The following is a 23,041-nucleotide window of genomic DNA, read 5'->3' as shown; positions in this document are numbered from 1 at the left end:
GCGCTACCCAGTGTCCGACCGGTAGCGCCGGCCGTTGGCCGGCCCACGCACGGTCGAAACCAACCTGATCACGTCAGCGGCGTCATCACCGCTTTGACGTACGCCGGCCGCTGCTGCAGGCGCTCATACCACGCTTCCAGATGCGGCAGATGCGGGCGCTGGATCGGCAGGTTGAACCACGCATAGACCAGCGCGCCGAGCGGAATGTCGCCCATCGCAAACTGCTCTCCGGACAACCACGGCTGCGTGGCCAGGGTTGCATCGGCCATCGCCAGGTAATCGCCCGCTTTCACCACGGCCGCGTTGATGCGGACCTCGTCGCGGTCGGCCGGCGCGGTGCGCATGATTCCCCAGATCAGCTCGCTGTACAGCGGAGCCATGCGCGAGGTGCTCCAGTCCATCCACTTCTCACACTGCGCGCGCGCCATCACGTCTTCCGGGTACAGCGTGCCCAAGGCATAGCGGGCGCTCAGGTAGCGCACGATGGTGTTGGACTCCCACAGCGGCAGGCCGTGTTCTTCGATCACCGGCACCAGCCCGTTCGGGTTCATCGCCACGTACTCCGGTGTCTGCGTACCGCCGAAGCTGCCGCCCACTTCGATGGATTCGTACGGCACGCCGATCTCCTCGGCACACCACAGTACCTTGCGCACGTTGCTGGAATTGCGCCGGCCCCAGATCTTCAGCATGTTGGTTTTCCGTATGGGAGTCTGCTCATTTTGCCGGTTTCGCCGCGCCTTTTTTCGGCAGCGCACGTACATAGGTGGACTTGCCGTCCTTCTTCATCTCGAACAGGCCAATCGCGGCCAGCAGTTCGCTGAGTTTGCCGTATCCGTAATTGCGCGAATCGAACGAGGCCTGGTTGCCGATCTGGCTGCCCACCGGGCCCAGGTGCGACCAGCCATCTTCGGCTTCCGCTGAAGCCACTGCCCGGCGCAGCATCTGCACCAGCCGGGTGTCGCTGCGCAGTTCCGCGCCACTCTTGCGGGGGCGGGTCTCCTCGTTGTCCTGCTCCACTTCCGGGTCGGTGGCATGACCCTGGCCCAGTGCCTCCAGGTAGGTGAACTTCGAGCAGGCGTTGACGAACGGCTCAGGCGTCTTCTTCTCGCCAAAGCCATACACCTTGACCCCATCGGTGAGCAGGCGCATCACCAGCGGGGTGAAATCCGCGTCGCTGGACACGATGGCGAAGCCATCCAGGTTGCGCGCGTAAAGCATGTCCATGGCATCGATCACCATCGCCATGTCCGAGGCATTCTTGCCACGACTGTAGGCGAACTGCTGGATCGGGCGAATCGCGTACTCGTGCAGCACCGACTCCCAGCCTTTCAGGCGCGGACTCTTCCAGTTGCCATAGGCGCGGCGCACGTTGGCCACGCCGTAGCGCGCCACCTCGGCCAGCACCACGTCGATTTTCGAGGACGGCGCATTATCAGCATCGATCAGCAGGGCGATGCGCTTTTCCGGTTCGGTCATCTGAGGACTCCATCACGGGAACACGGGACCGCCGGCAAGCGCGACGGCTGCTGAATCCAGTATCGGCCATGCACGTGAAGTTTGCGCGTTGCATGCGACCATCTGTCGCGACGACAACGTTTCCCCGGGGACCGGAGCGCCGGTCCCAGCCAAGGAGTGAGTGCATGACCCGCGATCCCCTGCCCCACCTGGTCATCATCGGCGGCGGCTTTGCCGGCCTCTGGGCCACCCGCGCGCTGGCCAGCAGCCGCGTCCGCATCACCCTAGTGGATCGACGCAACCACCACCTGTTCCAGCCGCTGCTGTACCAGGTGGCCACCGCCGGCCTGTCCGCGCCGGACATCGCCGCGCCGCTGCGTCATATCCTGGGCCACCAGCGCAACGTGGAAGTGCGTCTGGGCGAAGTGACCACCATCGACAAGCAGGCCCGGCACATCACCCTGGCCGACGGCAGCCAGCTCGGCTACGACACCCTGCTGCTCTGCACCGGGGCCACGCACGCGTACTTCGGCCACGACGAATGGGCCGCCGATGCGCCCGGCCTGAAGACGCTGGACGACGCCATCGCGCTGCGCCGCAAGCTGCTGCTCGCGTTCGAGCGCGCCGAGGCCGAACCCGACCCGGCGCGCAAGGCCGCGTGGCTGAGCTTTGCGGTGGTGGGCGGCGGCCCCACCGGGGTAGAGCTGGCAGGTACGCTGGCCGAAATTGCCCGCCACACCCTGCGCAACGAGTTCCGTCATATCGATCCGGCCAGCGCCAAGGTGCGGCTGGTGGAAGCCGGACCGCGCGTGCTTTCAAGTTTCCCCGAAGTACTCTCGCTTAAGGCCCGCCGGCAGTTGGAGAAGCTGGGCGTGGAAGTACTCACCGGCACCCCGGTCAGTGACATCAATGGCGAGGGTTTCCAGCTCGGCGAGCAGTTCATCCCGGCCCGCACCGTGGTCTGGGCCGCCGGCGTGGCCGCGTCGCCGCTGGCACGCACCCTTGACGTACCACTGGACCGTGCAGGCCGCGTACCGGTGCAACCCGACCTGACCCTGGCCGGACACCCGGAGATCTTCGTCGCCGGAGATCTGGCCGCATTGAGCCAGGCCGATGGCAAGCCTGTACCCGGCGTTGCCCCGGCGGCCAAGCAGATGGGCAAGCATGTCGCCACGACGATCCGCGCACGGCTGGAGAACAAGCCCGCGCCAGGGCCCTTCAAGTACGCGGACTACGGCAATCTCGCCACCATTGGCCGCATGGCCGCGATCGTGCACCTGGGCAAGCTGCAGTTGTCCGGCGTGCTGGCCTGGTGGTTCTGGCTCGCCGCGCACGTGTTCTTCCTGATCGGCTTCCGCAACCGCATCGTGGTGCTGCTCAACTGGGCAGTGGCGTACTGGAGCTACCAGCGCAGCGCGCGGATCATCTTTGGGGATGATCAGGAGGATCGACGGCCGCGGCATGGTGGCAGGTAATGTCCAGGGTGCCAAAAACGTCACTCGCCAACCCGTCCCCAGAGTCGGACAACAGGATTCCCTGACAGCGTTGAGTACCCGTAGATGTCGAAATATGCAGGATCTCCTACGGAAACTCCCCGTCGTTGTTTGCTAGATTCTCGTACAGGTTCACAGGGAAGTAGTCGCATGGGAATGATAAGACTCACAACGTCACTGCTGGTTGTCGTAGCCGCTACGAGTTGCGCTCCAAACCCTACCCAAGCCGAGGGACTTTCTGACCCCTCGCCGCGCAGTGCTGCGGAAACAGCCCGCGCCTACGTCACGCAAGGGGGTTGGGGAAATCTTCTGCTGTCCGAGACCCAGGAAAAAGATGTGCTGCGCTTCGAACTGCACAGTGATTCCGCTGGCTACGAATGCAGAATGACGGGAACTACGACCAGAAACCTTCAGGCCACGCACGTCGACCCCGCTTCAGGAACCGACCAATGCCAACTGACCATGCGTCGAACGGAACGAGGCATCGAATTGGATTCGCCTACGCCCGAAGTTTGCATTACGTACTGCGGACACAATGGGTCATTCAAGGGTCTGTATCTCACCGTTGACCCCATTTGCACACAGGATAACGTCCAAACGGCCCTTGAACAGGCGGACAGCGGAGGCATGAACCCCGGAATCCTCAAAGGGATGACGGAGAAGTGTGCGGAGACCCTTCCATATTCATCCATCGCGATCCTTCGCCTGGAACTTGCTGCGGCCTATGACCGTAAGGGTGAGCAGGCGAACTGTCTATCTGTGCTTTCCCCCTACTCTGCCGACGTCGCCCTATCGGATGACGAGCTTACCCAAGGCATGACGGGTGCAGCGGCTGAGGAGGTCTCCGGAATCATGGAGGATGTACGAAAGATGATGCATCGCTGCGAACGGAAACAATAGCGAAAGGAATCAAGCACATGAACAATCGACCTGGCGAAGCCAACCCTCAGCTCAGCGATGATCAGCTACGTACGTTGGCCTATTTCTCAATTGGCGTAGCCTCTGAAGGCAGCAGCGCTGGTCGCAATGTGGCCTATCAACTTTCTTTCGCCGGCAACGTCCGAGCAGGCGTCATGGAGCCGATTGGGAACAGTGGATTCTCAATTGGAACGCTACAGACCGACCTGGGTCAGCACCCTGCGGTAGCCGCCGATCTCATTGAAGCCTATCAGGACTGGGCTCGACAGCAGACCCCGTCCTTGGAGCTGGATGCGCGACAGCGCGCGCAGACAGTGTCCGATCTTCAGCGCGATGGAAACGCAATTCGCGCGCAGAATGGTCGCTCATTGGATGCCACTGTAAAGTCGAATCTCGACACGTTCCTTGGTTCGGACGAAGGCGTAAACTTCGTCCACGCTCGCGACGTGGCTCAAGTAGACCGTCTGCTCCGAACGGGCGATGGAAGATCAGATAACGGCGGTGCGATGCAGCAGCTTCGGTCGACTGAACTCTATCAGCGTTCAACGCTCGACGATCAGGCAAAGCTCGCCACCATGATGATGAAACTGGAGAACCAAGCCGGACAAGGAAGGTACCCTGGGGTGATTCGCTCGATCTCCAGCGGGGACCTCGATAGCGTTGACGATGTGAAAGCGCGCATTGACGGCATGCTTCCGAACCGCATTGTACGTGGTACAGAGCAAGCGGACTATCTTGAAAGCGGAGTGGAGCACGCGCTCCAAGGAACCGAGGTATTCAACCGGCTGCGTGCGGCCGGCCAGGAGAACCCCATGCGAGAGGTGTTCTCAGCCGTTTCCGCGAACCCATTGGCGAATCCAGCCACGCTGGCCGCGGACCGGGCCCATCCAGACCCCATGCACCGCTACGAAACCGTCAAGACGCTGTTCCTGCAGAACATCGAATCCCCCGCCTATCTGGATGCGCTGGAAGCAGGGCGTTCCCACGCATGGGGCAGGCCTCAGCCTGAAGGTCGGGCCTCGGCAACTGCCGGCCTTTACGCGTCCGGCGGCGATTTGGTCGTTTGGAATCGGGACGGGCACGGCCATTCCATGGTCGATGGCCAATGGTCGGCAGTGCCGCGCTCCGAATTAACCCGGCAAAGAAATGCAGACGGGACCGTTGACCTCGACCGCACCTTGCGTGATGGAACCGTTGAGCGGGTGCTTCATGTAGACCCTAACGAGAGGGCACGCCATCCGAACATGGCACCTCCCGAACAGCCAGGGCAAGTTGACCAGCGCCATGGCTCATATAACAACAACCCGCTCCTTGATCAGGCGAATAGCGCTGTGGCCAGACTTGAAGAAAGCTTGGGCCGATCGATAGACGACAGCAGCCGCAGGTTGGCAGCAAGTGCCGCTTGCCTGGCGGCTGAGAGGGGCATGGAGCGCATAGACCACGTCATTCTCAGTTCTCAAACGAGCCATAGCAGAGCTGGCGAGCACGTTTTCGTAATCCAGGGAGACTTGGCAGATCCCGCGCACCTACGGGCACATATGTCGACGTCCCAGGCGGTTTCGGCTTCCGTTGAAGAGTCACTGACGCGTCTACAGGTGACTACCGACGACCGGCAACAGGCGAATTCACGATCACAGACAGACGAACTGATTCAGCAACAGGGCACTGCGCCGCCCTCTCTAAGAATGACCTGACTTCGGAAAACTGCGAGGTCGAACTACCTATATTTTCGGCCTGCGCAGCATCCTCAAACTGGCTTCGATGGTGTCGGGTAGCACCGTGGTCCTTGCTGCGCGGATTCGCTCCGCACGCCATGACGCCAATGAATCGAGCAAGCGATGCAGCATGAAACTGCTGGCTTTGGGCGCGTCGAAATAGCTGTTGATATCGAACTCGTCAAAGCCGGCGGGATCGATGGCAAGCACGTCTTCTGCGCTCAGCTTGCTCTGTCGCACGGGCGCATAGGCGCGAAAGAAGCACTCCACCTGGCGCTTGATGGTGCGCGTCCAGAGCTGATCATGCAGCGCTTCATGACCCTCATCTGCCAGCTTCGCGCTGAGCGGCAGCATGTAGTCCACACAGTTGCCGCTGGTCCAGTTGCCGAGAATCGCCTTGACCAACGCGGCGTACTCACCGCGGGCGATCCAGTCGTCACGAACGGCATCGTAGGCGGCCTGCGCGCGCTGCTCGTAGTCAGCCTCGGTGCCATCGCGCATTACCGCGTGCATCTCACGGAAGAACTGTGCCGTTCCCATGCTCAGGTTGCGTCCGAATCGTCATTGCTCTGGGCGAGGCGTACATCCCAGGTGCACAGGTAATCGGGGTCGGTCACGGTGAGGTCCACGGAGCGCAACGTGTAATCGCCAGGCTCGGCCACCTTGTAATGATCCAGATGCGGCGGCAGGAAAAACTCCTCACCGTCGATCAGGCTGGTCAGCACCACGCCCTCCTCGTCGTTGATGCGCAGGATCCTGCCAGCGAACTGCTGGTGCTCCAAGGCGTTGCCATCGACGTCAAGATAGGTGACCCCGGCCAGCACGACTTTGTCCAGCATGGTCTCTGCAAGTCGATGGTCAATGGACATGATGGGCACTCAGGCTGCGTCCTGCGCCATGCAACCCCAACCATCGATCCGGCCACCAAAGCGTTCCGATTCCGAAGCAAGGAGTGCTTCAAAGCCACTGATGTTCTCGTGAGCAGGCAGCATCAACGGGTGCACCGTAACCTGCCAGGGAAGTTCGTCGTTGCCCTCGTAGGCAGAGAACGAAACCTTCTGGTCGTTGCGCAGCAGGTGAACAGCGAAGCGAATGGCACTGTCTTCATCCGGGAAGATGATTGAGAAGTCGATCTCGCGCGCGATGGCGAGGTCATCGCCCTGCGAATGCATGTTCCAGAGCGCATCGCCGTTCTCATCGCGGGGAAACAATTCGAGGTCGCGTGACATAAAGACTCTTTGCAGGCGGGATGGGAGGTCTCGTTTCGATGGTAGCGAATGCACCGTGGTCATGCATCAAGGAAGGCGCGTCCGGCGCTGCGACGGATCGCGGAGCCCGGCACCTCGGGGAGTCAGCGTCGGGCAGGGGTTCGACATGCCCCGCCACGGCGCGCGGTATCGGTAATCTGCTGCGGCGTCCAATGCCGGACGATCCAGACGTGCAGCGCCGCGCTCTGGAAATGCCATCGCAGCATGCCGGTCCGCGGCAACTGCGAGAGATGGCGTCGCGCTACCCATGCGGCTTCCTCATGCCCGGGCGCAAGGGTGACGCGTCCGGTTGCGGATTCCCGGACCCTGAAAGCATCCAACACGCGCATGCGCATGACGATCTGGTTCCGGCAGCTGAGTGCAGGCCCAGCGTCTGCCTGCACGGGCGTAGGTCGACCCTCGATCATGCCGAGCGCTACCACATAGCCCAGCACCGGGATGCCGACGACCAATGCCGCCAAGAGGCTCATGGCAACGAGCGCTTTGGCCAGGACGCTCATACCGGCAATGGGGTCTCCACCGCCAGCAACCAGGCCAGTTTGCGCGCCCGCGGCTGGCGCTTGAGCTGCCATTCGGCCTTCGACGCGGCGGCACGGTCCGGGTAGGCGCGGCTGGCCAGCAGCTTTACCGGCGGGTTGGCGCGGGTGTAGCGCGCACCCTTGCCGGCCAGGTGCGCCTGGAAGCGAGCATCCACGTCATTGCTGATGCCGGCGTAATAGCTGCCGTTCCGGCATTCCAGCAGATACACGTACCAGAGGGCGGGTTCAGCAGCCATGCGGGGATTATCGGGCATTGGCCGCCCGCCGGCTGCTAGAATCGCCCCCGGATGCAGGAGAGAGGTGCCACGCTGGCACCCGCCGAAGGCGCAGGCTCCCATAATCGCTCAGGCCGGTGGCTCGATACGCCACCAACCATGCATCCAGCACGCCGATCTGGAGAGAGGTCTTCACTGACCCGCCGAAGGGGCACGTGGCCTGGCCACCGAACTCTCAGGCAAAAGGACAGCGGGAGCGGCAACCGACGTTGGACCCTACCTGTGCCGGGGCACGGGCGGGGCGTGCGTTCGCGTTCCTGCCTGCTGTTCCGGAGCCCCCCATGCTGCTCTCCATCATCTATCTCATCGCCATTTCCGCCGAAGCCATGACCGGCGCGCTGTCGGCCGGCCGCCGCCGCATGGACCTGTTCGGCGTGATCATCATTGCCTGTGTGACCGCGCTCGGCGGCGGCTCGCTGCGCGACATCGTGCTCGGCCATTACCCGCTGGGCTGGGTGAAGCATCCGGAGTACCTGGGCTTCACCATCTGCGCGGCGCTGATCGCGACCTGGCTGGCGCGCTGGATGCACCACTTCCGGCGCACGTTCCTCGTGCTGGACGGGCTGGGCCTGGTGGCGTTCACCCTGATTGGCTGTGCGGTGGCCCGCGAGAGCGGCCATGCCGCACCGATCGTGCTGATTGCCGGCATGCTGACCGGCGCGTTCGGCGGCGTGCTGCGTGATGTGCTCTGCAATGAGGTCCCGCTGATCTTCCAGAAGGAACTGTATGCGGTGGTGACGCTGCTGACCGGTGCGGCGTACTTGGGCTTGCTGGAGCTGGGGGTGTCGTTGAATGCCGCTACCTTGTGGTGTCTTGGGGGTGGGTTTGCATTCCGGTTGCTGGCGATTCACTTCCGGTGGGAGATGCCGAAATTTGTTTATCGGGATGAGGTGCATTGAGCGTCTGACGCGTTACGTTGCTTCGATTCGGATTCATGCCTCTCTCTGCTGATCGGCGCTATCGGCAGTCGTCTTGCGAGCGACTCTACCGCTGCACGTGCACTGTCGTTTCAGCGTGCGGGTCGGCACTCCATCCATGACCATTGTCATGTGAGACAAATGCGGGCCGCCTGTATCATGGGTCGCCCGTTCTTCTGAACGGCATCCAGCCAATGGCCGCGGCTCTCCCGTGGTCTGCCAGACACCCTCCCCCGTTTGCTCCGACCTGCCGTGTGTCGGCCGGTCCCCATGGACGCACTGCTCTGCCCGAGGGTGCGCAGGATGCGTATGTCTTCACCTCGCCTGACCAAGCCCCTGCTGATTGTTGCCGCCGTTGCCGTCGCCGCCGTTGTCGGCTGGAAGCTGCTCGCTCCCGGCAGCGCCGCCCCAACCGAACGCGCGCCGCAGGCGACCCCGGTACGCGTGGCGAGCGCCAGCCAGGAAGACCTGGTGGTGCGGCTGAAGGCCCTTGGCACGGTCACCCCGTTGAACACGGTCAGCCTACGCAGCCGGGTCGATGGGGAACTGCTGCGACTGACGTTCACTGAAGGCCAGCACGTCAAAGCCGGCGACCTGATTGCCGAGATCGACCCGCGTCCGTTCCAGGTGCAGCTGTCGCGGGCCTTGGGCACCCAGCAGCAGAATCTGGCCGAGCTGGACAACGCGCGCAGCCAGCTCACGCGGTTCGAGGAACTGCAGCGGCAGAGTTTCGTTTCGGCGCAGGACCTGAATGACCAGCGCAGCAAGGTGCGCCAGCTCGAAGGCCGCCGCCAGACCGACCAGGCCGCCGTCGATGAAGCGCGGCTGCAGCTGCAGTACACCCGCATCACCGCGCCGGTCGCTGGGCGCATGGGGCTGCGCAACGTGGACGTGGGCAACCTGGTGCGCAGCGGCGACACCGAAGCGCTTGCCACCATCACCCAGACCACGCCGATCAGCGTGCTGTTCACCGTGCCCGAGCCGGACCTGCCGGCGGTGGTCAGCGCCGCACGCGCCAACCCGCAGCTCACCGTGGAAGCCTGGGACCGCGAAGAGCGCCAGGCGCTGGGCAACGGCGTGCTGTCCAGCCTCGACAACCGCATCGACACGGCCACCGGCACGCTGAAGCTGCGCGCGCAGTTCGCCAATGCCGACGAAGCGCTGTTCCCGAATCAGTTCGTCAACGTGCGCCTGCAGGTCAGCAGCGCCGACAGCGTGGTGATTCCCAATGCCGCCGTGCAGTTCGGCAGCAAGGGCAGCTATGTGTATGTGATTGCGCCCGACAACACCTCGCATCTGCGCAACGTGGTGCTCGGCCCCGCCGACGGGGAACGGGTCGCCGTACGCGAGGGCCTGAAGGCCGGCGAAAACGTGGTCGTGGAAGGCATCGACGGGCTGCGCGACGGTGCACCCGTGTTGATCGTGACCGAGGCGGACAGCGCGCGGAAAGGCGCATGAACCTCTCGCGTCCGTTCATTGAGCGCCCGGTAGCGACCACGCTGCTGATGGTGGCGTTGCTGCTGTCCGGCGTACTGGCCTACCGTCTGCTGCCGGTGGCCGCCCTGCCGCAGGTCGACTACCCGATCATCCAGGTGACCACGCTGTATCCCGGCGCGAGCCCGGGGGTGACCACCAGCGCGGTGACCGCGCCGCTGGAGCGGCAGCTGGGGCAGATTCCCGGGCTTAAGCAGATGTCGTCCACCAGCTCCGGTGGCGCATCGGTAATCACCCTGCAGTTCACCCTGGACGTGGCGCTGGGTGTGGCCGAACAGGAAGTGCAGGCGGCGATCAATGCGGCCGACAGTTTCCTGCCCGACGACCTGCCGGTGCCGCCGGTGTACCGCAAGGTCAATCCGGCCGACACCCCCATCCTGACCCTGGCGGTGACCTCGCAGAGCCTGGCCCTGCCGCAGGTCTACGACCTGGTCGATACCCGCATGGCGCAGCGCCTGTCGCAGCTGCCCGGCGTGGGCCTGGTCAGTCTGGCCGGTGGGCAGCGGCCGGCGGTGCGCATCCAGGTCAACCCGACCGCACTGGCGGCCAATGGGCTGAGCATGGCGCATATCCGCGAGGCGATTGGCGCGGCCAACGTCAACCTGCCCAAGGGCAGCTTCGACGGCCCGACCCGCGCGATCATGCTCGACGCCAACGACCAGATGCGCTCGGTGCAGGAGTACCGGCAGCTGATCCTGGCTTACCGCGACGGTGCGCCGCTGCGGCTGGGTGACGTGGCGAGCGTCGAGGATGGCGCGGAGAACCGCCAGTTGGCGGCCTGGTCCGGCACCACCCCGGCGGTGCTGATCAACATCCAGCGTCAGCCCGGTGCCAACGTGATCGCCGTGGTGGACCGGGTGCGCGAGCTGCTGCCGCAGTTGCAGGCGTCGCTGCCCAAGGGTGTGGACGTGGTGGTGCTGAGTGACCGTACCGAGTCGATCCGTGCGTCCATCCGCGGCGTGCAGCACGAACTGGTGATCGCCATCGCGCTGGTGATCATGGTGACCTTCGTGTTCCTGCGCAACATTCCGGCCACGATCATTCCCAGTATCGCCGTGCCGCTGTCGCTGGTGGGCACGTTCGGGGTGATGCTGCTGGCCGGCTTCTCGCTCAACAACCTCACCCTGATGGCGTTGACCATCGCCACCGGCTTCGTGGTCGACGATGCCATCGTCATGCTGGAGAACATCGCGCGCCATCTGGAGCGAGGTGAGACGCCCCGCCAGGCGGCACTGAAGGGAGCGAAGCAGATCGGCTTCACGTTGATCTCGCTGACCCTGTCGCTGATCGCGGTGCTGATCCCACTGCTGTTCATGGCCGACGTGGTCGGCAAGCTGTTCCACGAGTTCGCCATCACCCTGGCGGTGGCCATCGGCATATCGCTGCTGGTGTCGCTGACTCTGACGCCGATGATGTGCGCGCGCCTGCTCAAGGCGGGCCACGCTACCCGGCGCGATCCGGACGGCCAGGAATCGGCCCAGCAGGGCGACCCGTTCGACCGCGTGGTGGCCATGTACGACCGCCAGCTGCACTGGGTGCTGCAGCGTCAGCCGCTGATGCTGGGTGCCACCGTGGCCACGCTGCTGCTGACCGCATTGCTGTACCTGTGGGTGCCCAAGGGCTTCTTCCCGGTGCAGGACGCCGGGCTGATCCAGGGCATCAGTGAAGCCCCGCAGTCAATCTCGTTCCAGGCCATGGCCCAGCGCCAGCAAGCGCTGGCCGATGCGCTGCTGCAGGACGAGGACGTGGCCAGCCTGTCCTCGTACATCGGCGTGGATGCGAGCAATGCCACGCTCAACAGTGGCCGCCTGCTGATCGAACTCAAGCCGCATGCAGAGCGGGATGCTGGTGCGCAGGCGATCATCGAGCGACTGCAGCAGCGCGTGGCACAGGTACCCGGCATCCGCCTCTACCTGCAGCCGGTGCAGGAGCTGGGTATCGAGGACCGGATCAGCCGCACCCAGTACCAGTTCACCCTGACCAGTCCCGATAACTCGGAATTGGCTCAGTGGACGCCCAAGCTGCTGGCGCACCTGCAACGGCAGGCCGCCCTGAAGGACGTCGCTAGCGACCTGCAGGATCGTGGACTGCAGGCTCACGTGGTGATCGACCGGGTCGCGGCGGCGCGCTTGGGCATCAGTGTCGATGCGGTAGCCGACGCACTGTACGACGCGTTCGGGCAACGCCAGATCTCCACCATCTTCACCCAGGCCAACCAGTACCGCGTGGTGCTGGAGGCGCGGCCGGATGCCGCGTTTGGGCCGGATGCAATCGAGCGCATCCATGTGGCCGGTGTCGATGGCCGACAAGTGCCGCTGAGCGGCATCGCACGCATCGAGCAGCGCCCGGCGCATCTGCTGATCAATCATGTTGGGCAGTTCCCGGCGGTGACGTTCTCGTTCAACCTCGCACCCCACGCGTCACTGGGCGAGGCGGTATCCAGCATCGAGGGTGCGCGTGCGGCGATCGGCCTGCCCGCCAGCGTGGAACTGCGCCTGCAGGGTGCCGCCGATGCGTTCCGTGCCTCGCTGTCGAGCACGCTGTGGCTGGTGCTGGCCGCCGTGGTGGTGATGTATCTGGTGCTGGGCGTGCTGTACGAAAGCTTCATTCATCCGATCACCATTCTGTCCACCCTGCCCTCCGCCACCGTGGGCGCGCTGCTGGCACTGCTGCTGAGCGGACGCAGCCTGGACCTGATCGCGGTGATCGGCATCGTGCTGCTGATCGGCCTGGTGAAGAAGAACGCGATCATGATGATCGACTTCGCACTGGAAGCCGAACGCGAGTACGGCCTCGCTCCGCGCCAGGCGATCCATCAAGCCGCCCTGCTGCGCTTCCGTCCAATTCTGATGACCACGCTGGCCGCGCTGTTTGGCGCGATCCCGCTGATGTTCGCGAGCGGTTCCGGCGCGGAACTGCGCCAGCCGCTGGGCTGGGTGATGGTCGGCGGGCTGATCGTCAGCCAGGTCCTGACGCTGTTCACCACGCCGGTGATCTACCTGTTCTTCGACCGCTTCCGCCGGCGCGAAGCGGCGGATGAAGCCGCTGTCGAGGCCAACGCGTGAGTCCGCTGTCGCGGGTGATCGGCTGGTTCGTGCTGCACCCGGTGGCCACCACGCTGCTGGCGGTGGCCGTGGTGCTGGCCGGCCTGCTGGGCCTGCGCCTGCTGCCGGTCGCCCCGCTGCCACAGGTCGACTACCCGGCCATCAATGTGCGCGCCAGCCTGCCCGGGGCCAGCCCCGAGTCGATGGCAGCCAACGTGGCCACGCCGCTGGAGCGTGCGCTGGGCACCCTGCCCGGCCTGACCCGGATCGATTCGGCCAGCACCCAGGGTTCCACCCAGGTCGAGCTGCAGTTCGAACTGGGGGTGGACGTGGACAGCGCTGCACGCGAAGTGCAGGCCGCGATCAACGCCTCGCGCGCGCAGCTGCCCAGCGGCATGCCGGGCATGCCGCAGTACCACAAGGTCAATCCGTCGCAGGCACCGATTCTCGCGCTGGCACTCAGCTCGGACAGTCTCTCGCCGGGACAGGTGTACGACGTGGCCTCCACGGTGATCGCACAGAAGCTGGCCCAGATTCCGGGTGTGGGCGAGGTACAGGTGGGTGGCAGCTCGCTGCCGGCGGTACGCGTGTCGCTGGATCCGAATGCGCTGAACCAGTACCGCATCGCACTGGACGATGTCGCCGCTGCGATCCGTAACGCCAATGCCCTGAAGCCCCTGGGCAGTGTCGCCAGCGGTTCACAGCAGTGGCAGCTGGACGCGACGTTGCAGCTGCGCACGGCTGCGGAGTACCGCGAACTGATCGTCGCCGTGCGCGAGGGTCGCCCCGTGTTTCTGCGTGACGTGGCCTCGGTCGGCGAAGGCGTGGAGGATCGCTATGCCAGCGGCTTCCACAACGAGCGCGCCGCCGTGCTGGTGATCGTCAGCCGCCAACCCGACGCCAACATCATCGAAACGGTGGATGCGATCACCGCGCAGATGGACACGCTGCAGGCGCTGCTGCCGGCCAGTGTGGAGATGCATCTGGTGATGGATCGCTCGCCGGTGATCCGCGCCACGCTGCGCGAAGCCGAGCTCACGCTGGTCCTGGCCATCGCGCTGGTGGTGCTGGTGGTACTGGGCTTCCTCGGGCATTGGCGCGCGGCGCTGGTGCCGAGCGCGGCCATTCCCGTGTCGCTGCTTGGCGCACTGGCGGTGATCGCACTGCTGGGGTTCTCGCTCAATACGCTGTCACTGATGGCACTGATCGTGGCCGCGGTGCTCGTGGTCGACGATGCCATCGTCGTGCTGGAGAACATCGCCCGGCATCGCGAGCTCGGCGCATCGCCCTTGCAGGCCGCCCTGCGCGGAGCCGGCGAGGTCGGCGCGACGCTGCTGTCGATGAACATCGCCCTGGCCGTGGTGTTCGTATCCATTCTGTTCCTGGACGACTTCGTTGAGCGGCTGTTCCGCGAGTTCTCGCTGACGCTGGTGGCGGCGATGGGCGTTTCGCTGCTGGTGTCGCTGAGCCTGACCCCGATGCTGTGCGCGCGGCTGCTCGGCGCGCCACGCAACGGTCCAGGCAACCGGATGCAACGTACGGGTGCGGCGCTGTTTGAACGCCTGCGCAACGCCTACGTGCACGGTCTGGAACGCATGCTGCGCTGGCTGGCGGTGCCGCTGCTGCTGTTCGTGGCGGTGATCGGATTGAACGTGTGGCTGTTCCAGCAGGTGCCCAAGGGCATCGTGCCCAAGCAGGACACCGCCCAGCTGCGCGGCTTCGCCCGCGGTGACGACGGGCTGAGCTTCCAGGTGATGCAGCCCAAGATCGACGCCTATCGGAAACTGCTGCTGGCCGATCCGGCGATCAGCGACATCATCGGCTACGTCGGCGGTCGTAACGGCGTCAACAACGCTTTCATCATGATCAAGATGAAGCCGCTGTCCGAGCGCCGCGTGTCCAGTCAGCAGGTCATCGACCGGCTGCGCGCGAACCTGCCGAAGATTCCCGGCGGCGGCCTGTTCCTGTGGGTGGACCAGGACATCAAGCTGGAAGGCGGCGGTGACAGTGGACAGTACGAGTTCCAGCTGCTGTCAGCCGACCTGCAGCCACTGCGCGAATGGGCCCCGAAGGTCAGCGAGGCGCTGCGCGCGCTTCCTGAGCTGGTGGATGTGGAATCGCAGGGCGACCAGGGCATGCGCCAAGTGGTGCTGGACATCGACCGCGACGCCGCCGCACGCCTGGGCGTGGACATGCGCATGATCGCCTCGGTGCTCAACAATGCCTTCAGCCAGCGCCAGGTGGCCACGCTCTACGACACGCTCAACCAGTACCGCGTGGTGATGGAACTGGACCCGCGTTACACCCAGGATCCGACCACGCTGGAGCAGATCCACGTGATCGGCAAGGACGGTCAGCGCCTGCCGCTGTCAGCGGTGGCGAGCTGGCGCTACGGCATGGCCCCGGACCGCATCTACCACAGCCAGCAGTTCGCCTCGATCTGGATCGAGTTCGCGCTGGCTCCGGGGGTCAGCCTGGACCAGGCGGTGCAGGCGATTGACCGCGCCATGGCCGGGATCATGCTGCCCACCCACGTACAGGCGCGCCTGAGCGGCGAAGCCGGCGGACTCGAGCAGCTGCGCAGTCGTCAGTTGTGGCTGGTGCTGGGGGCGATGCTGGCGGTGTATCTGGTGCTCGGCATCCTGTACGAAAGCGCGGTGCTGCCGCTGGCGATTCTGTCCACGCTGCCCTCTGCCGGTGTCGGCGCATTGCTGGCGCTGATGGCCTTTGGCAACGAGTTGAACCTGATCTCACTGCTGGGCCTGTTCCTGCTGGTCGGGGTGGTGATGAAGAACACGATCCTGATCATCGACTTCGCGCTGTCAGCCGAGCGCGGTCGCGGGCTGTCGCCGCACGATGCGGTACTGGAAGCGGCGCGGCTGCGCTTCCGTCCGATTCTGATGACCAGCGTGGCAGCCCTGCTGGGCTGCCTGCCGCTGATGCTGGCCACCGGCGAGGGCTGGGAAATGCGCCAGCCGCTCGGAATTGCCATCGTCGGCGGGTTGCTGGTCAGCCAGTGGCTGACCTTGTACACCACGCCGGCGATCTATCTGGCGCTGGCGAAGTTGCGGCGGTAGTTACGCCGCCTCGCGCAACCGCGCCTCACGGCGCGCGCGCACCGCCTGCGCCAGCGACTCCAGCACGTCAAGCGACGAATCCCAGCCGATGCAGCCATCGGTGATGCTCTGCCCGTAGACCAGCGGCTGGCCGTCGACGAGATCCTGGCGTCCAGCGACCAGATGGCTCTCCACCATCACCCCGACAATGCGCTGCTCACCGGCGGCCAGCTGCGCATTGATATCGGCGATCACCTTCGGCTGGTTTTCCGGATTCTTGCTGCTGTTGGCATGGCTGGCATCGATCATCAAGCGCGCCGGCAGCTTGGCTTTGCCCAGCACCTGGCTGGCCGCTTCCACGTTCTCCGCATCGAAGTTCGGCACCTTGCCGCCGCGCAGAATCACGTGGCAATCCGGATTGCCGGCAGTGGCGACGATGGCGGTGTCACCCTGCTTGGTCACCGACAGGAAGTGGTGCGGATTGGACGCGGCGCCCACCGCATCGGCGGCGATCTTGATGTTGCCGTCGGTGCCGTTCTTGAAGCCGACCGGACACGACAGCCCCGAGGCCAGCTCACGGTGCACCTGGCTTTCGGTGGTACGCGCACCAATCGCGCCCCAGGCCACCAGGTCGGCGATGTACTGCGGCGAGATCACGTCCAGGAATTCCACCCCGGCCGGGAGACCGAGCTTGTTGATGTCGCGCAGCAGGCCACGCGCAATGCGCAGGCCTTTGTTGATCTGGAAGCTGCCGTCCAGGTCCGGGTCGTTGATCAGTCCCTTCCAGCCCACCGTGGTGCGCGGCTTCTCGAAGTACACGCGCATGACGATTTCCAGGTCGTCGGCGTAGGCATCACGCAGCGGCTTCAGGCGCTGGGCGTACTCGATGGCGGCGACCGGGTCGTGGATCGAGCACGGCCCGATCACCACGGCGAGGCGGTCATCGCGACCGTGCAGGATCTCGTGCAGGCGGGCGCGCGAGGCGCTCACCGTGTCGGAAGCTTCATCGTCACAGGGCAGCATGGCGATCAGCTGCGCTGGCGGGGTCAGCGGTTCAAGTTTGCGGATGCGAAGGTCGTCGGTGTGCGGGGGCATGGGGGTGTCTCCTGGAAGGTGGGGGTCCCCAGCGCGGCGGCAACAAAAAAGCCGCCAGGTGCGCTGGCGGCTTTCGGGAATGCGTCTGAAGTTTCTTCAGGGTGAGCGCAGTCCTTCCTCCGCCAGTGGCTTCGGAAAGTAATACCAAAAGTAAAAGCTGGCGCGGGCTGCGTTCATTGGAGGCTATTGATAGCACAGGGTTTCGGGACTGCCAACTGTTACATCCGCAACTGCAGCATGCCATTCACCCAGATCCGGTGCCGGGTGGCAGGATGACTTCCGGCGCTGGATTACCCGCACCCGGCCCCTCAGGATGCGCTCAAACCCCGCCAGGAGTGTCGTGCATGCGCCCGTTCGTCCTGCTGCTCTCGCTGATGCTGCCCGGCCCGGTACTGGCCGCCGCTGCCCTTCCCCCTGCCGCAGCGGTCGATGCGGAAATGCAGCGCCTGATGCGCGCGACCCACGCGGAGGGACTGGCACTTGCCGTCATTGACGACGGCAAGGTGGTGCAGGTCCACGCACTCGGCAAGCGCAATGCAGCCGGTGCGCCGCTCACGCCTGACACGGTGATGTACGCCGCGTCGCTGACCAAGGCGGCATTCGCCTACATGGTGCTGCAGCTGGTTGATGAGGGCGTGATCGACCTTGACCGCCCGGTTGCGGCGTACCTGGATCGTCCTCTGCCCGAGTATCCGGATGAGAAGAAGTACGCGCCGTGGTCGACGCTGAAGGATGATCCGCGCTGGCAGCAGTTGACCGCACGCATGCTGCTCAGCCATCGCAGCGGTTTTTCCAACTTCGCGTTCCTGGAACCGGAGGGAAAGCTGCGCATCCACTTCGATCCCGGCACGCGCTACGCGTATTCCGGCGAAGGGCTGATCCTGCTGCAGTTCGTGCTGGAGCGCGGACTGGGTCTGGACGTGGGCGAGGAAATGCAGCGCCGGGTTTTCGACCGGCTGGGCATGACGCGTACCAGCATGATCTGGCGTGCGGATTTCGCCGGCAATCTCGCCGACGGCTGGACCGTGGACGGCAGCACCGAACCCCATGACGAGCGCAGCCGGGTGCGGGCGGCCGGGTCGATGGATACCACGCCGAACGACATCGCGCGGCTGGCAGCAGGACTGGTGCGTGGGGAAGGGCTTTCGCCGGCCTCACGCAGGGAGATGGTGCGCGCGCAGTGGCCGATCACCACGGCATCGCAGTTTCCCACGTTGCAGAACGAACTGCCGTCGGCGCAGCGCCGCAAGGACCTGGCCGCCGGCCTCGGCGTGGTGGTGTTCGACGGACCGCAGGGGCATGGCTTCTACAAGGGCGGCCACGATGACGCCGTCGGCAACACCATGGTGTGTGTCGAGCGTGGGCACCGGTGCGTGGTGATCCTGGGCAATGATGTGCGGGCGGAAGCCGCGTTCCCGGCGCTGGTGCGGTTCGTGCTGGGCGAGACCGGGGTCCCCTGGACCTGGGAATATGGAGGCAGGACGTTCGTTCGATGATGCGCGAGCCGGCCAACGTTATGCCGCGAAAAAGAAAAACCCCGCCTCGCGGCGGGGTTTTTCGATGCATCACGACAGGTGTCGCGGGTGCGCGGACCTTAGAAGTCCATGCCGCCCATGCCACCCATGCCGCCCATGCCGCCGCCGCCCATGGCCGGCTCGTCCTTCTTCGGGGACTCGGCCACCATGGCTTCGGTGGTGATCATCAGGCCAGCGATCGAGGCAGCGTTCTGCAGCGCCGAACGGGTCACCTTGGTCGGGTCCAGGATGCCGAAGGCCAGCATGTCGCCGAACTCGCCGGTGGCGGCGTTGTAGCCGAAGCTGCCGGTGCCTTCCTTGACCTTGTTGACGATCACGGAGGGCTCTTCGCCGGCATTGGCGACGATTTCGCGCAGCGGGGCTTCCATCGCGCGCAGGGCGATCTGGATGCCGTGGTTCTGGTCTTCGTTGTTGCCCTTCAGGCCAGCCAGGGCGCTGACAGCACGCACCAGGGCGACGCCGCCGCCCGGCACCACGCCTTCTTCAACGGCTGCACGGGTGGCGTGCAGGGCGTCGTCGACGCGGTCCTTCTTTTCCTTCATTTCGATTTCGGTCGAAGCACCGACCTTGATCACTGCAACGCCGCCGGCCAGCTTGGCCACGCGTTCCTGCAGCTTTTCACGGTCGTAATCCGACGAGGTGTCTTCGATCTGGGTCTTGATGCGGGCCACGCGCGATTCCACGGCAGCCTTGTCGCCCAGACCATCGACGATGGTGGTGTTTTCCTTGGAAACCTGCACCTTCTTGGCGCGGCCCAGGTCGTTGATGGTGGCCTTTTCCAGCGACAGGCCCACTTCTTCGGAGATCACCACGCCGCCGGTCAGCACGGCCATGTCTTCCAGCATCGCCTTGCGACGGTCGCCGAAGCCCGGAGCCTTCACGGCCACAACCTTGACGATGCCACGGATGGTGTTGACCACCAAGGTGGCCAGCGCTTCACCTTCGACTTCTTCAGCCACGATCAGCAGCGGCTTGCCGGCCTTGGCGACGCCTTCCAGCACCGGCAGCAGGTCGCGCACGTTCGAGATCTTCTTGTCGAACAGCAGGATGAACGGGTCATCCAGGTCGGCGGTCTGCGACTGCTGGTTGTTGATGAAGTACGGCGACAGGTAACCGCGGTCGAACTGCATGCCCTTGACCACGTCCAGCTCGTTTTCCAGACCCGAGCCTTCTTCAACGGTGATCACGCCTTCCTTGCCGACTTCCTTCATGGCTTCGGCAATGATGTTGCCGATCGACTCGTCGGAGTTGGCCGAGATGGTGCCGACCTGGGCAATCGCCTTGTCGTCAGCGGTGGGCTTGGAGATGCTCTTCAGCTCGGCAACGGCGGCCACGACGGCCTTGTCGATACCACGCTTCAGATCCATCGGGTTCATACCAGCGGCCACGGCCTTGGCACCTTCGCGGATCAGGGCCTGGGCCAGCACGGTGGCGGTGGTGGTGCCGTCGCCGGCGTCGTCGTTGGTACGCGACGCGACTTCCTTCACCATCTGCGCGCCCATGTTCTCGAACTTGTCAGCCAGTTCGATTTCCTTGGCGACGGAGACGCCGTCCTTGGTGATGGTCGGGGCGCCGAAGCTCTTTTCCAGCACGACGTTGCGGCCCTTCGGGCCCAGGGTGGCCTTGACGGCATTGGCGAGCACGTTGACGCCGCGCACCATGCGCGAGCGAGCGTCTTCACCGAAACGAATATCTTTGGCAGCCATTGCGATTACCTTTTATGTGTATTTGGAAACGGGATCAGCCGATGACGGCCAGCACGTCGTCTTCGCGCAGCACCTTGTACTCGATGCCGTCGGCCTTGTAGGTGCTGCCGGCGTACTGGCCGTAGATCACCTTGTCGCCCACCTTCAGGGCCGGCGCGCGCACGCTGCCGTTGTCCAGCGGCTTGCCCGGGCCCACGGCCACGACTTCACCCTTGGTGGACTTTTCCTTGGCCGAATCCGGGATCACGATGCCACCGGCCGAAATTTCGTCGGCTTCGATCGGCTTGACCACGACGCGGTCGTGAAGCGGCTTGATGCTCATGAGTGACCTCTTAAGTTATTGATTGGTCTGAAAAAGTCTGGCGATGTTAGCACTCGCCCCAGGCGACTGCCAGCACCGCTCGCAAAAAAGCCCGGCATTCCGGGACAGGGCAGAGATGGTGCTCGGCGGCCCCCTTTCAAGGGTCGATGCCGATCTTTTTTGTCGTGATTGGCCATCCAGGGGCAGCCCACGGACGGACAGCCAAATAAACCGCCAATTTCTTGACGCACGTCGCAGTGTGTAGTGCCGATTGCGACATTCCGTCATCTGGATTGGCTAGATTCGCCCGGCACGACCCAATCACAAGGAGCCGTAGATGAGGTTACCCACCCCGCTTTCGCTGGGCTGCCTGCTGGCGCTGACTGCGATCAGCCCCGCCCACGCCGACGTATTCATCAATGAACTGCATTACGACGACAGCACCCCGGCCGGGGATGTCGGCGAGGCCATCGAGGTAGTCGCCACCGGCGGCGAAGACCTCAGCAGCTACCGCCTGTACCTGTACAACGGCAGCACCCCCTCGGCCGCCACCGTCTACGCCAACAACCCGGTCCCGGCCGGCACCGCGGCCAGCTGCGGCAGCGCGCGCATCGCCACGGTGACCTACCCCACCAACGGCATCCAGAACGGCTCCAACGACGGCATCGCCCTGGTCGACGCCAGCGGTGCCGTGGTCCAGTTCATCAGCTACGAAGGCACGATTACCGCCTCGGGCGGCCCGGCAGCGGGCCTGACCAGCCAGAACATCCCGGTCAGCGAGAGCAACAGCACCGCGCCGGGCACCTCGCTGCAGCTCACCGGCAGCGGCAGCCAGTACAGCCACTTCACCTGGGCCCCCTCGGCCGCGCAGACCTTCGGGGCCTGCAACAACGGCCAGACCTTCAGCGGCAGCGGTGGCGGCACCGGCCCCAACACCCCGCCGTCGGTGAAGACGACCACACCGGAACAGGGTTCGACCAGTTTCCCGGCCGCCGCCGACCTGGTGGTGACCTTCAGCGAATCGGTGACCGTCAGCAGCGGTGCGTTCACGCTCAGCTGTGGTACGTCCGGTACGGTACCGCTCAGCCACGCCACCACCGGCACCACCTTCACTCTGTCCACCAACACCGCGCTGGAGGCCGGCGAAGCCTGCCGGTTCGACATCCGTGCGGCCCGCATCAAGGACGCGCAGGGTGCACGCCCGGCCGCTGACACCCGCATCGCCTTCAATGTGGCCGCAGGCGGCGGCGGTGGCGACCCGGGCCCGGACCCGGATCCGGGCAGCTACTACTCGAAGGTGAACACCTCCAGCCCCAGCCAGCTGCGCTGCTCGCTGCACGAAACCATCAAGGGCCACACGGCCTATCCGTACAGCGGCTCCGGTACCAGCACCTGGACCATCCTGGAAATTGCCGACGAAGATCCGAACAACAGCGGCAAGATCCTCGACGCCTACCGCAACCGCAGCTACACCAAGGGCAGCGATCGCGCGGGCACCGGCAGCGGGCTCACCTACAACCGTGAGCACACCTGGCCGAACTCGCTCGGCTTTGCCAGCACCACCGGCGACAAGGGCCTGCCGTACGCGCCCTATACCGACACCCACATGCTGTACCTGACCGACGCGCAGTGGAACGCCGACCGCGGCAACAAGCCGTTCGCCAAGTGCGACGCCAGCTGCGGCGAGCGCGCCACCGAGAACAACAACGGCCAGGGCGGCGGCAGCGGTGGATACCCGGGCAACTCCAACTGGGTGCGCACCCCCGATGGCAACACCGGCACGTTCGAGGTGTGGGGCCAGCGCAAGGGCGACATGGCGCGTGCGGTGATGTACATGGCGATCCGTTATGAGGGCGGAAAAGATGCCGCCACCGGGCAGAGCGAACCGGATCTGGAGCTGACCGACGACCGCAGCAAGATCGTCAAGACCTCCTCCTCGCCGGCCTATATGGGCCTGTTGTCGACGCTGATCGACTGGCACCTGGCAGACCCGCCAAGTGCCGCCGAAAAGGCCCGGAATGAGGTGATTTTCAGCTTCCAGGGCAACCGCAACCCGTTCATCGATCATCCTGAATGGGCGACGCCGGCGTTGTTCACCTCGGCCAAGCCGGCGACCTGCCAGCTGGCCAACTGAGGGGTGCCGTGGTGCCGGGCCTGGCCCCGCACCACGGATTTCCGGGAGCCGCCGGGCAGAGCCCGGCGCGGCGGCTTCGGCATTACAATCGACGGT

General features: G+C 64.8%; 19 protein-coding genes and 2 riboswitches. Of the genes, 9 read left to right on the top strand and 10 right to left on the bottom strand.

Going from position 1 to position 23,041, the window contains the following annotated elements; translation table 11 throughout:
- Nucleotides 1-68 precede the first annotated feature (68 nt).
- Both QMX83_RS11115 and QMX83_RS11110 read right to left on the bottom strand, forming a co-directional pair.
- Nucleotides 69-689: a glutathione S-transferase gene (locus QMX83_RS11115; RefSeq protein ID WP_282296694.1), complete on the bottom strand. Its 621-nt coding sequence runs from the start codon at nt 687-689 to the stop codon at nt 69-71.
- A gap of 25 nt (nt 690-714) precedes the next feature.
- Nucleotides 715-1,476, bottom strand: a complete 762-nt coding sequence (locus tag QMX83_RS11110) for an NYN domain-containing protein (protein WP_125359363.1) — start codon at nt 1,474-1,476, stop codon at nt 715-717.
- Between the two features lie 164 nt (nt 1,477-1,640).
- Here QMX83_RS11110 and QMX83_RS11105 point away from each other — a divergent pair, with 164 nt between their 5' ends.
- From QMX83_RS11105 to QMX83_RS11095, 3 genes are all read left to right on the top strand, one after another.
- Nucleotides 1,641-2,930 (top strand): NAD(P)/FAD-dependent oxidoreductase, encoded by a 1,290-nt coding sequence (locus tag QMX83_RS11105; protein ID WP_282296693.1) that lies wholly within the window; start codon nt 1,641-1,643, stop codon nt 2,928-2,930.
- Between the two features lie 354 nt (nt 2,931-3,284).
- On the top strand, nt 3,285-3,848 hold the full coding sequence (locus QMX83_RS11100) for a hypothetical protein (protein WP_282296692.1): 564 nt from the start codon (nt 3,285-3,287) through the stop codon (nt 3,846-3,848).
- A 17-nt stretch (nt 3,849-3,865) separates the two neighbouring features.
- On the top strand, nt 3,866-5,560 hold the full coding sequence (locus QMX83_RS11095; RefSeq protein WP_282296691.1) for an XVIPCD domain-containing protein: 1,695 nt from the start codon (nt 3,866-3,868) through the stop codon (nt 5,558-5,560).
- Between the two features lie 27 nt (nt 5,561-5,587).
- On the opposite strand, the gene QMX83_RS11090 is transcribed toward QMX83_RS11095, so the two are convergent.
- From QMX83_RS11090 to QMX83_RS11070, 5 genes are read right to left on the bottom strand one after another with little or no spacing between them, the layout of a single operon-like run.
- Nucleotides 5,588-6,082, bottom strand: a complete 495-nt coding sequence (locus QMX83_RS11090; protein ID WP_282296690.1) for a hypothetical protein — start codon at nt 6,080-6,082, stop codon at nt 5,588-5,590.
- Between the two features lie 41 nt (nt 6,083-6,123).
- Nucleotides 6,124-6,450 carry a hypothetical protein gene (locus QMX83_RS11085; RefSeq protein ID WP_282296689.1) on the bottom strand — a complete coding sequence of 109 codons (327 nt, stop codon included), beginning with the start codon at nt 6,448-6,450 and terminating at the stop codon, nt 6,124-6,126.
- A gap of 9 nt (nt 6,451-6,459) precedes the next feature.
- On the bottom strand, nt 6,460-6,873 hold the full coding sequence (locus QMX83_RS11080; protein ID WP_282296688.1) for a ribonuclease E inhibitor RraB: 414 nt from the start codon (nt 6,871-6,873) through the stop codon (nt 6,460-6,462).
- 59 nt (nt 6,874-6,932) lie between these two features.
- Complete coding sequence (locus QMX83_RS11075; RefSeq protein WP_282296687.1) at nt 6,933-7,349, bottom strand: hypothetical protein; 417 nt, start codon at nt 7,347-7,349, stop codon at nt 6,933-6,935.
- Nucleotides 7,346-7,624 (bottom strand): GIY-YIG nuclease family protein, encoded by a 279-nt coding sequence (locus QMX83_RS11070; RefSeq protein WP_282296686.1) that lies wholly within the window; start codon nt 7,622-7,624, stop codon nt 7,346-7,348. Before QMX83_RS11070 ends, QMX83_RS11075 begins: the two co-directional genes overlap by 4 nt.
- A 44-nt stretch (nt 7,625-7,668) precedes the next feature.
- A riboswitch (glycine riboswitch) is annotated at nt 7,669-7,763 on the top strand.
- Nucleotides 7,764-7,771: 8 nt separating this feature from the next.
- Nucleotides 7,772-7,862: riboswitch (glycine riboswitch) on the top strand.
- A gap of 82 nt (nt 7,863-7,944) precedes the next feature.
- Between QMX83_RS11070 and QMX83_RS11065 the strand changes: the two genes are divergently transcribed.
- The 4 genes from QMX83_RS11065 (at nt 7,945) to QMX83_RS11050 (ending at nt 16,195) form a co-directional block, all read left to right on the top strand.
- Nucleotides 7,945-8,562: a trimeric intracellular cation channel family protein gene (locus QMX83_RS11065; RefSeq protein ID WP_282296685.1), complete on the top strand. Its 618-nt coding sequence runs from the start codon at nt 7,945-7,947 to the stop codon at nt 8,560-8,562.
- Nucleotides 8,563-8,889: 327 nt separating this feature from the next.
- Nucleotides 8,890-10,038, top strand: coding sequence for an MdtA/MuxA family multidrug efflux RND transporter periplasmic adaptor subunit (locus QMX83_RS11060; protein ID WP_282296684.1), 1,149 nt, complete (start codon nt 8,890-8,892; stop codon nt 10,036-10,038).
- A complete protein-coding gene (locus tag QMX83_RS11055) occupies nt 10,035-13,139 on the top strand; it encodes an MdtB/MuxB family multidrug efflux RND transporter permease subunit (protein WP_282296683.1) in 3,105 nt (1,034 codons plus the stop codon). Before QMX83_RS11060 ends, QMX83_RS11055 begins: the two co-directional genes overlap by 4 nt.
- A complete protein-coding gene (locus QMX83_RS11050; RefSeq protein WP_282296682.1) occupies nt 13,136-16,195 on the top strand; it encodes an efflux RND transporter permease subunit in 3,060 nt (1,019 codons plus the stop codon). Before QMX83_RS11055 ends, QMX83_RS11050 begins: the two co-directional genes overlap by 4 nt.
- Here QMX83_RS11050 and QMX83_RS11045 read toward each other — a convergent pair whose 3' ends face one another.
- The gene (locus QMX83_RS11045; RefSeq protein ID WP_282296681.1) at nt 16,196-17,269 is read right to left on the bottom strand and encodes a 3-deoxy-7-phosphoheptulonate synthase; all 1,074 of its coding nucleotides are present in this window, start codon (nt 17,267-17,269) and stop codon (nt 16,196-16,198) included.
- 344 nt (nt 17,270-17,613) lie between these two features.
- Between QMX83_RS11045 and QMX83_RS11040 the strand changes: the two genes are divergently transcribed.
- Nucleotides 17,614-18,765 (top strand): serine hydrolase domain-containing protein, encoded by a 1,152-nt coding sequence (locus tag QMX83_RS11040; protein WP_282296680.1) that lies wholly within the window; start codon nt 17,614-17,616, stop codon nt 18,763-18,765.
- Nucleotides 18,766-18,863: 98 nt separating this feature from the next.
- Here QMX83_RS11040 and groL read toward each other — a convergent pair whose 3' ends face one another.
- Nucleotides 18,864-20,510 carry a chaperonin GroEL gene (gene groL / locus QMX83_RS11035; RefSeq protein ID WP_282296679.1) on the bottom strand — a complete coding sequence of 549 codons (1,647 nt, stop codon included), beginning with the start codon at nt 20,508-20,510 and terminating at the stop codon, nt 18,864-18,866.
- Between the two features lie 34 nt (nt 20,511-20,544).
- Nucleotides 20,545-20,832, bottom strand: a complete 288-nt coding sequence (locus QMX83_RS11030; RefSeq protein ID WP_125359377.1) for a co-chaperone GroES — start codon at nt 20,830-20,832, stop codon at nt 20,545-20,547.
- A gap of 316 nt (nt 20,833-21,148) precedes the next feature.
- Here QMX83_RS11030 and QMX83_RS11025 point away from each other — a divergent pair, with 316 nt between their 5' ends.
- Nucleotides 21,149-22,945, top strand: coding sequence for an endonuclease (locus QMX83_RS11025; RefSeq protein ID WP_282296678.1), 1,797 nt, complete (start codon nt 21,149-21,151; stop codon nt 22,943-22,945).
- Nucleotides 22,946-23,041 lie beyond the last annotated feature (96 nt).

The organism is Stenotrophomonas sp. PS02289 (assembly GCF_029960115.1).
In the GTDB taxonomy this organism is placed as follows: domain Bacteria; phylum Pseudomonadota; class Gammaproteobacteria; order Xanthomonadales; family Xanthomonadaceae; genus Stenotrophomonas.
The sequence above is the reverse complement of the archived record's forward strand: the minus strand, read 5'-3'. Positions and strand labels throughout refer to the sequence as shown.

Bases quoted from the DNA above. Each gene is read 5' to 3' on its own strand.
- QMX83_RS11030 (WP_125359377.1), bottom strand. From the start codon at position 20,832: ATGAGCATCAAGCCGCTTCACGACCGCGTCGTGGTCAAGCCGATCGAA.
- QMX83_RS11040 (WP_282296680.1), top strand. From the start codon at position 17,614: ATGCGCCCGTTCGTCCTGCTGCTCTCGCTGATGCTGCCCGGCCCGGTA.
- QMX83_RS11095 (WP_282296691.1), top strand. From the start codon at position 3,866: ATGAACAATCGACCTGGCGAAGCCAACCCTCAGCTCAGCGATGATCAG.
- QMX83_RS11085 (WP_282296689.1), bottom strand. From the start codon at position 6,450: ATGTCCATTGACCATCGACTTGCAGAGACCATGCTGGACAAAGTCGTG.
- QMX83_RS11110 (WP_125359363.1), bottom strand. From the start codon at position 1,476: ATGACCGAACCGGAAAAGCGCATCGCCCTGCTGATCGATGCTGATAAT.
- QMX83_RS11115 (WP_282296694.1), bottom strand. From the start codon at position 689: ATGCTGAAGATCTGGGGCCGGCGCAATTCCAGCAACGTGCGCAAGGTA.
- QMX83_RS11065 (WP_282296685.1), top strand. From the start codon at position 7,945: ATGCTGCTCTCCATCATCTATCTCATCGCCATTTCCGCCGAAGCCATG.
- QMX83_RS11055 (WP_282296683.1), top strand. From the start codon at position 10,035: ATGAACCTCTCGCGTCCGTTCATTGAGCGCCCGGTAGCGACCACGCTG.
- QMX83_RS11060 (WP_282296684.1), top strand. From the start codon at position 8,890: ATGTCTTCACCTCGCCTGACCAAGCCCCTGCTGATTGTTGCCGCCGTT.
- QMX83_RS11045 (WP_282296681.1), bottom strand. From the start codon at position 17,269: ATGCCCCCGCACACCGACGACCTTCGCATCCGCAAACTTGAACCGCTG.
- QMX83_RS11075 (WP_282296687.1), bottom strand. From the start codon at position 7,349: ATGAGCGTCCTGGCCAAAGCGCTCGTTGCCATGAGCCTCTTGGCGGCA.
- QMX83_RS11105 (WP_282296693.1), top strand. From the start codon at position 1,641: ATGACCCGCGATCCCCTGCCCCACCTGGTCATCATCGGCGGCGGCTTT.
- groL (WP_282296679.1), bottom strand. From the start codon at position 20,510: ATGGCTGCCAAAGATATTCGTTTCGGTGAAGACGCTCGCTCGCGCATG.
- QMX83_RS11090 (WP_282296690.1), bottom strand. From the start codon at position 6,082: ATGCGCGATGGCACCGAGGCTGACTACGAGCAGCGCGCGCAGGCCGCC.
- QMX83_RS11070 (WP_282296686.1), bottom strand. From the start codon at position 7,624: ATGGCTGCTGAACCCGCCCTCTGGTACGTGTATCTGCTGGAATGCCGG.
- QMX83_RS11025 (WP_282296678.1), top strand. From the start codon at position 21,149: ATGAGGTTACCCACCCCGCTTTCGCTGGGCTGCCTGCTGGCGCTGACT.
- QMX83_RS11080 (WP_282296688.1), bottom strand. From the start codon at position 6,873: ATGACCACGGTGCATTCGCTACCATCGAAACGAGACCTCCCATCCCGC.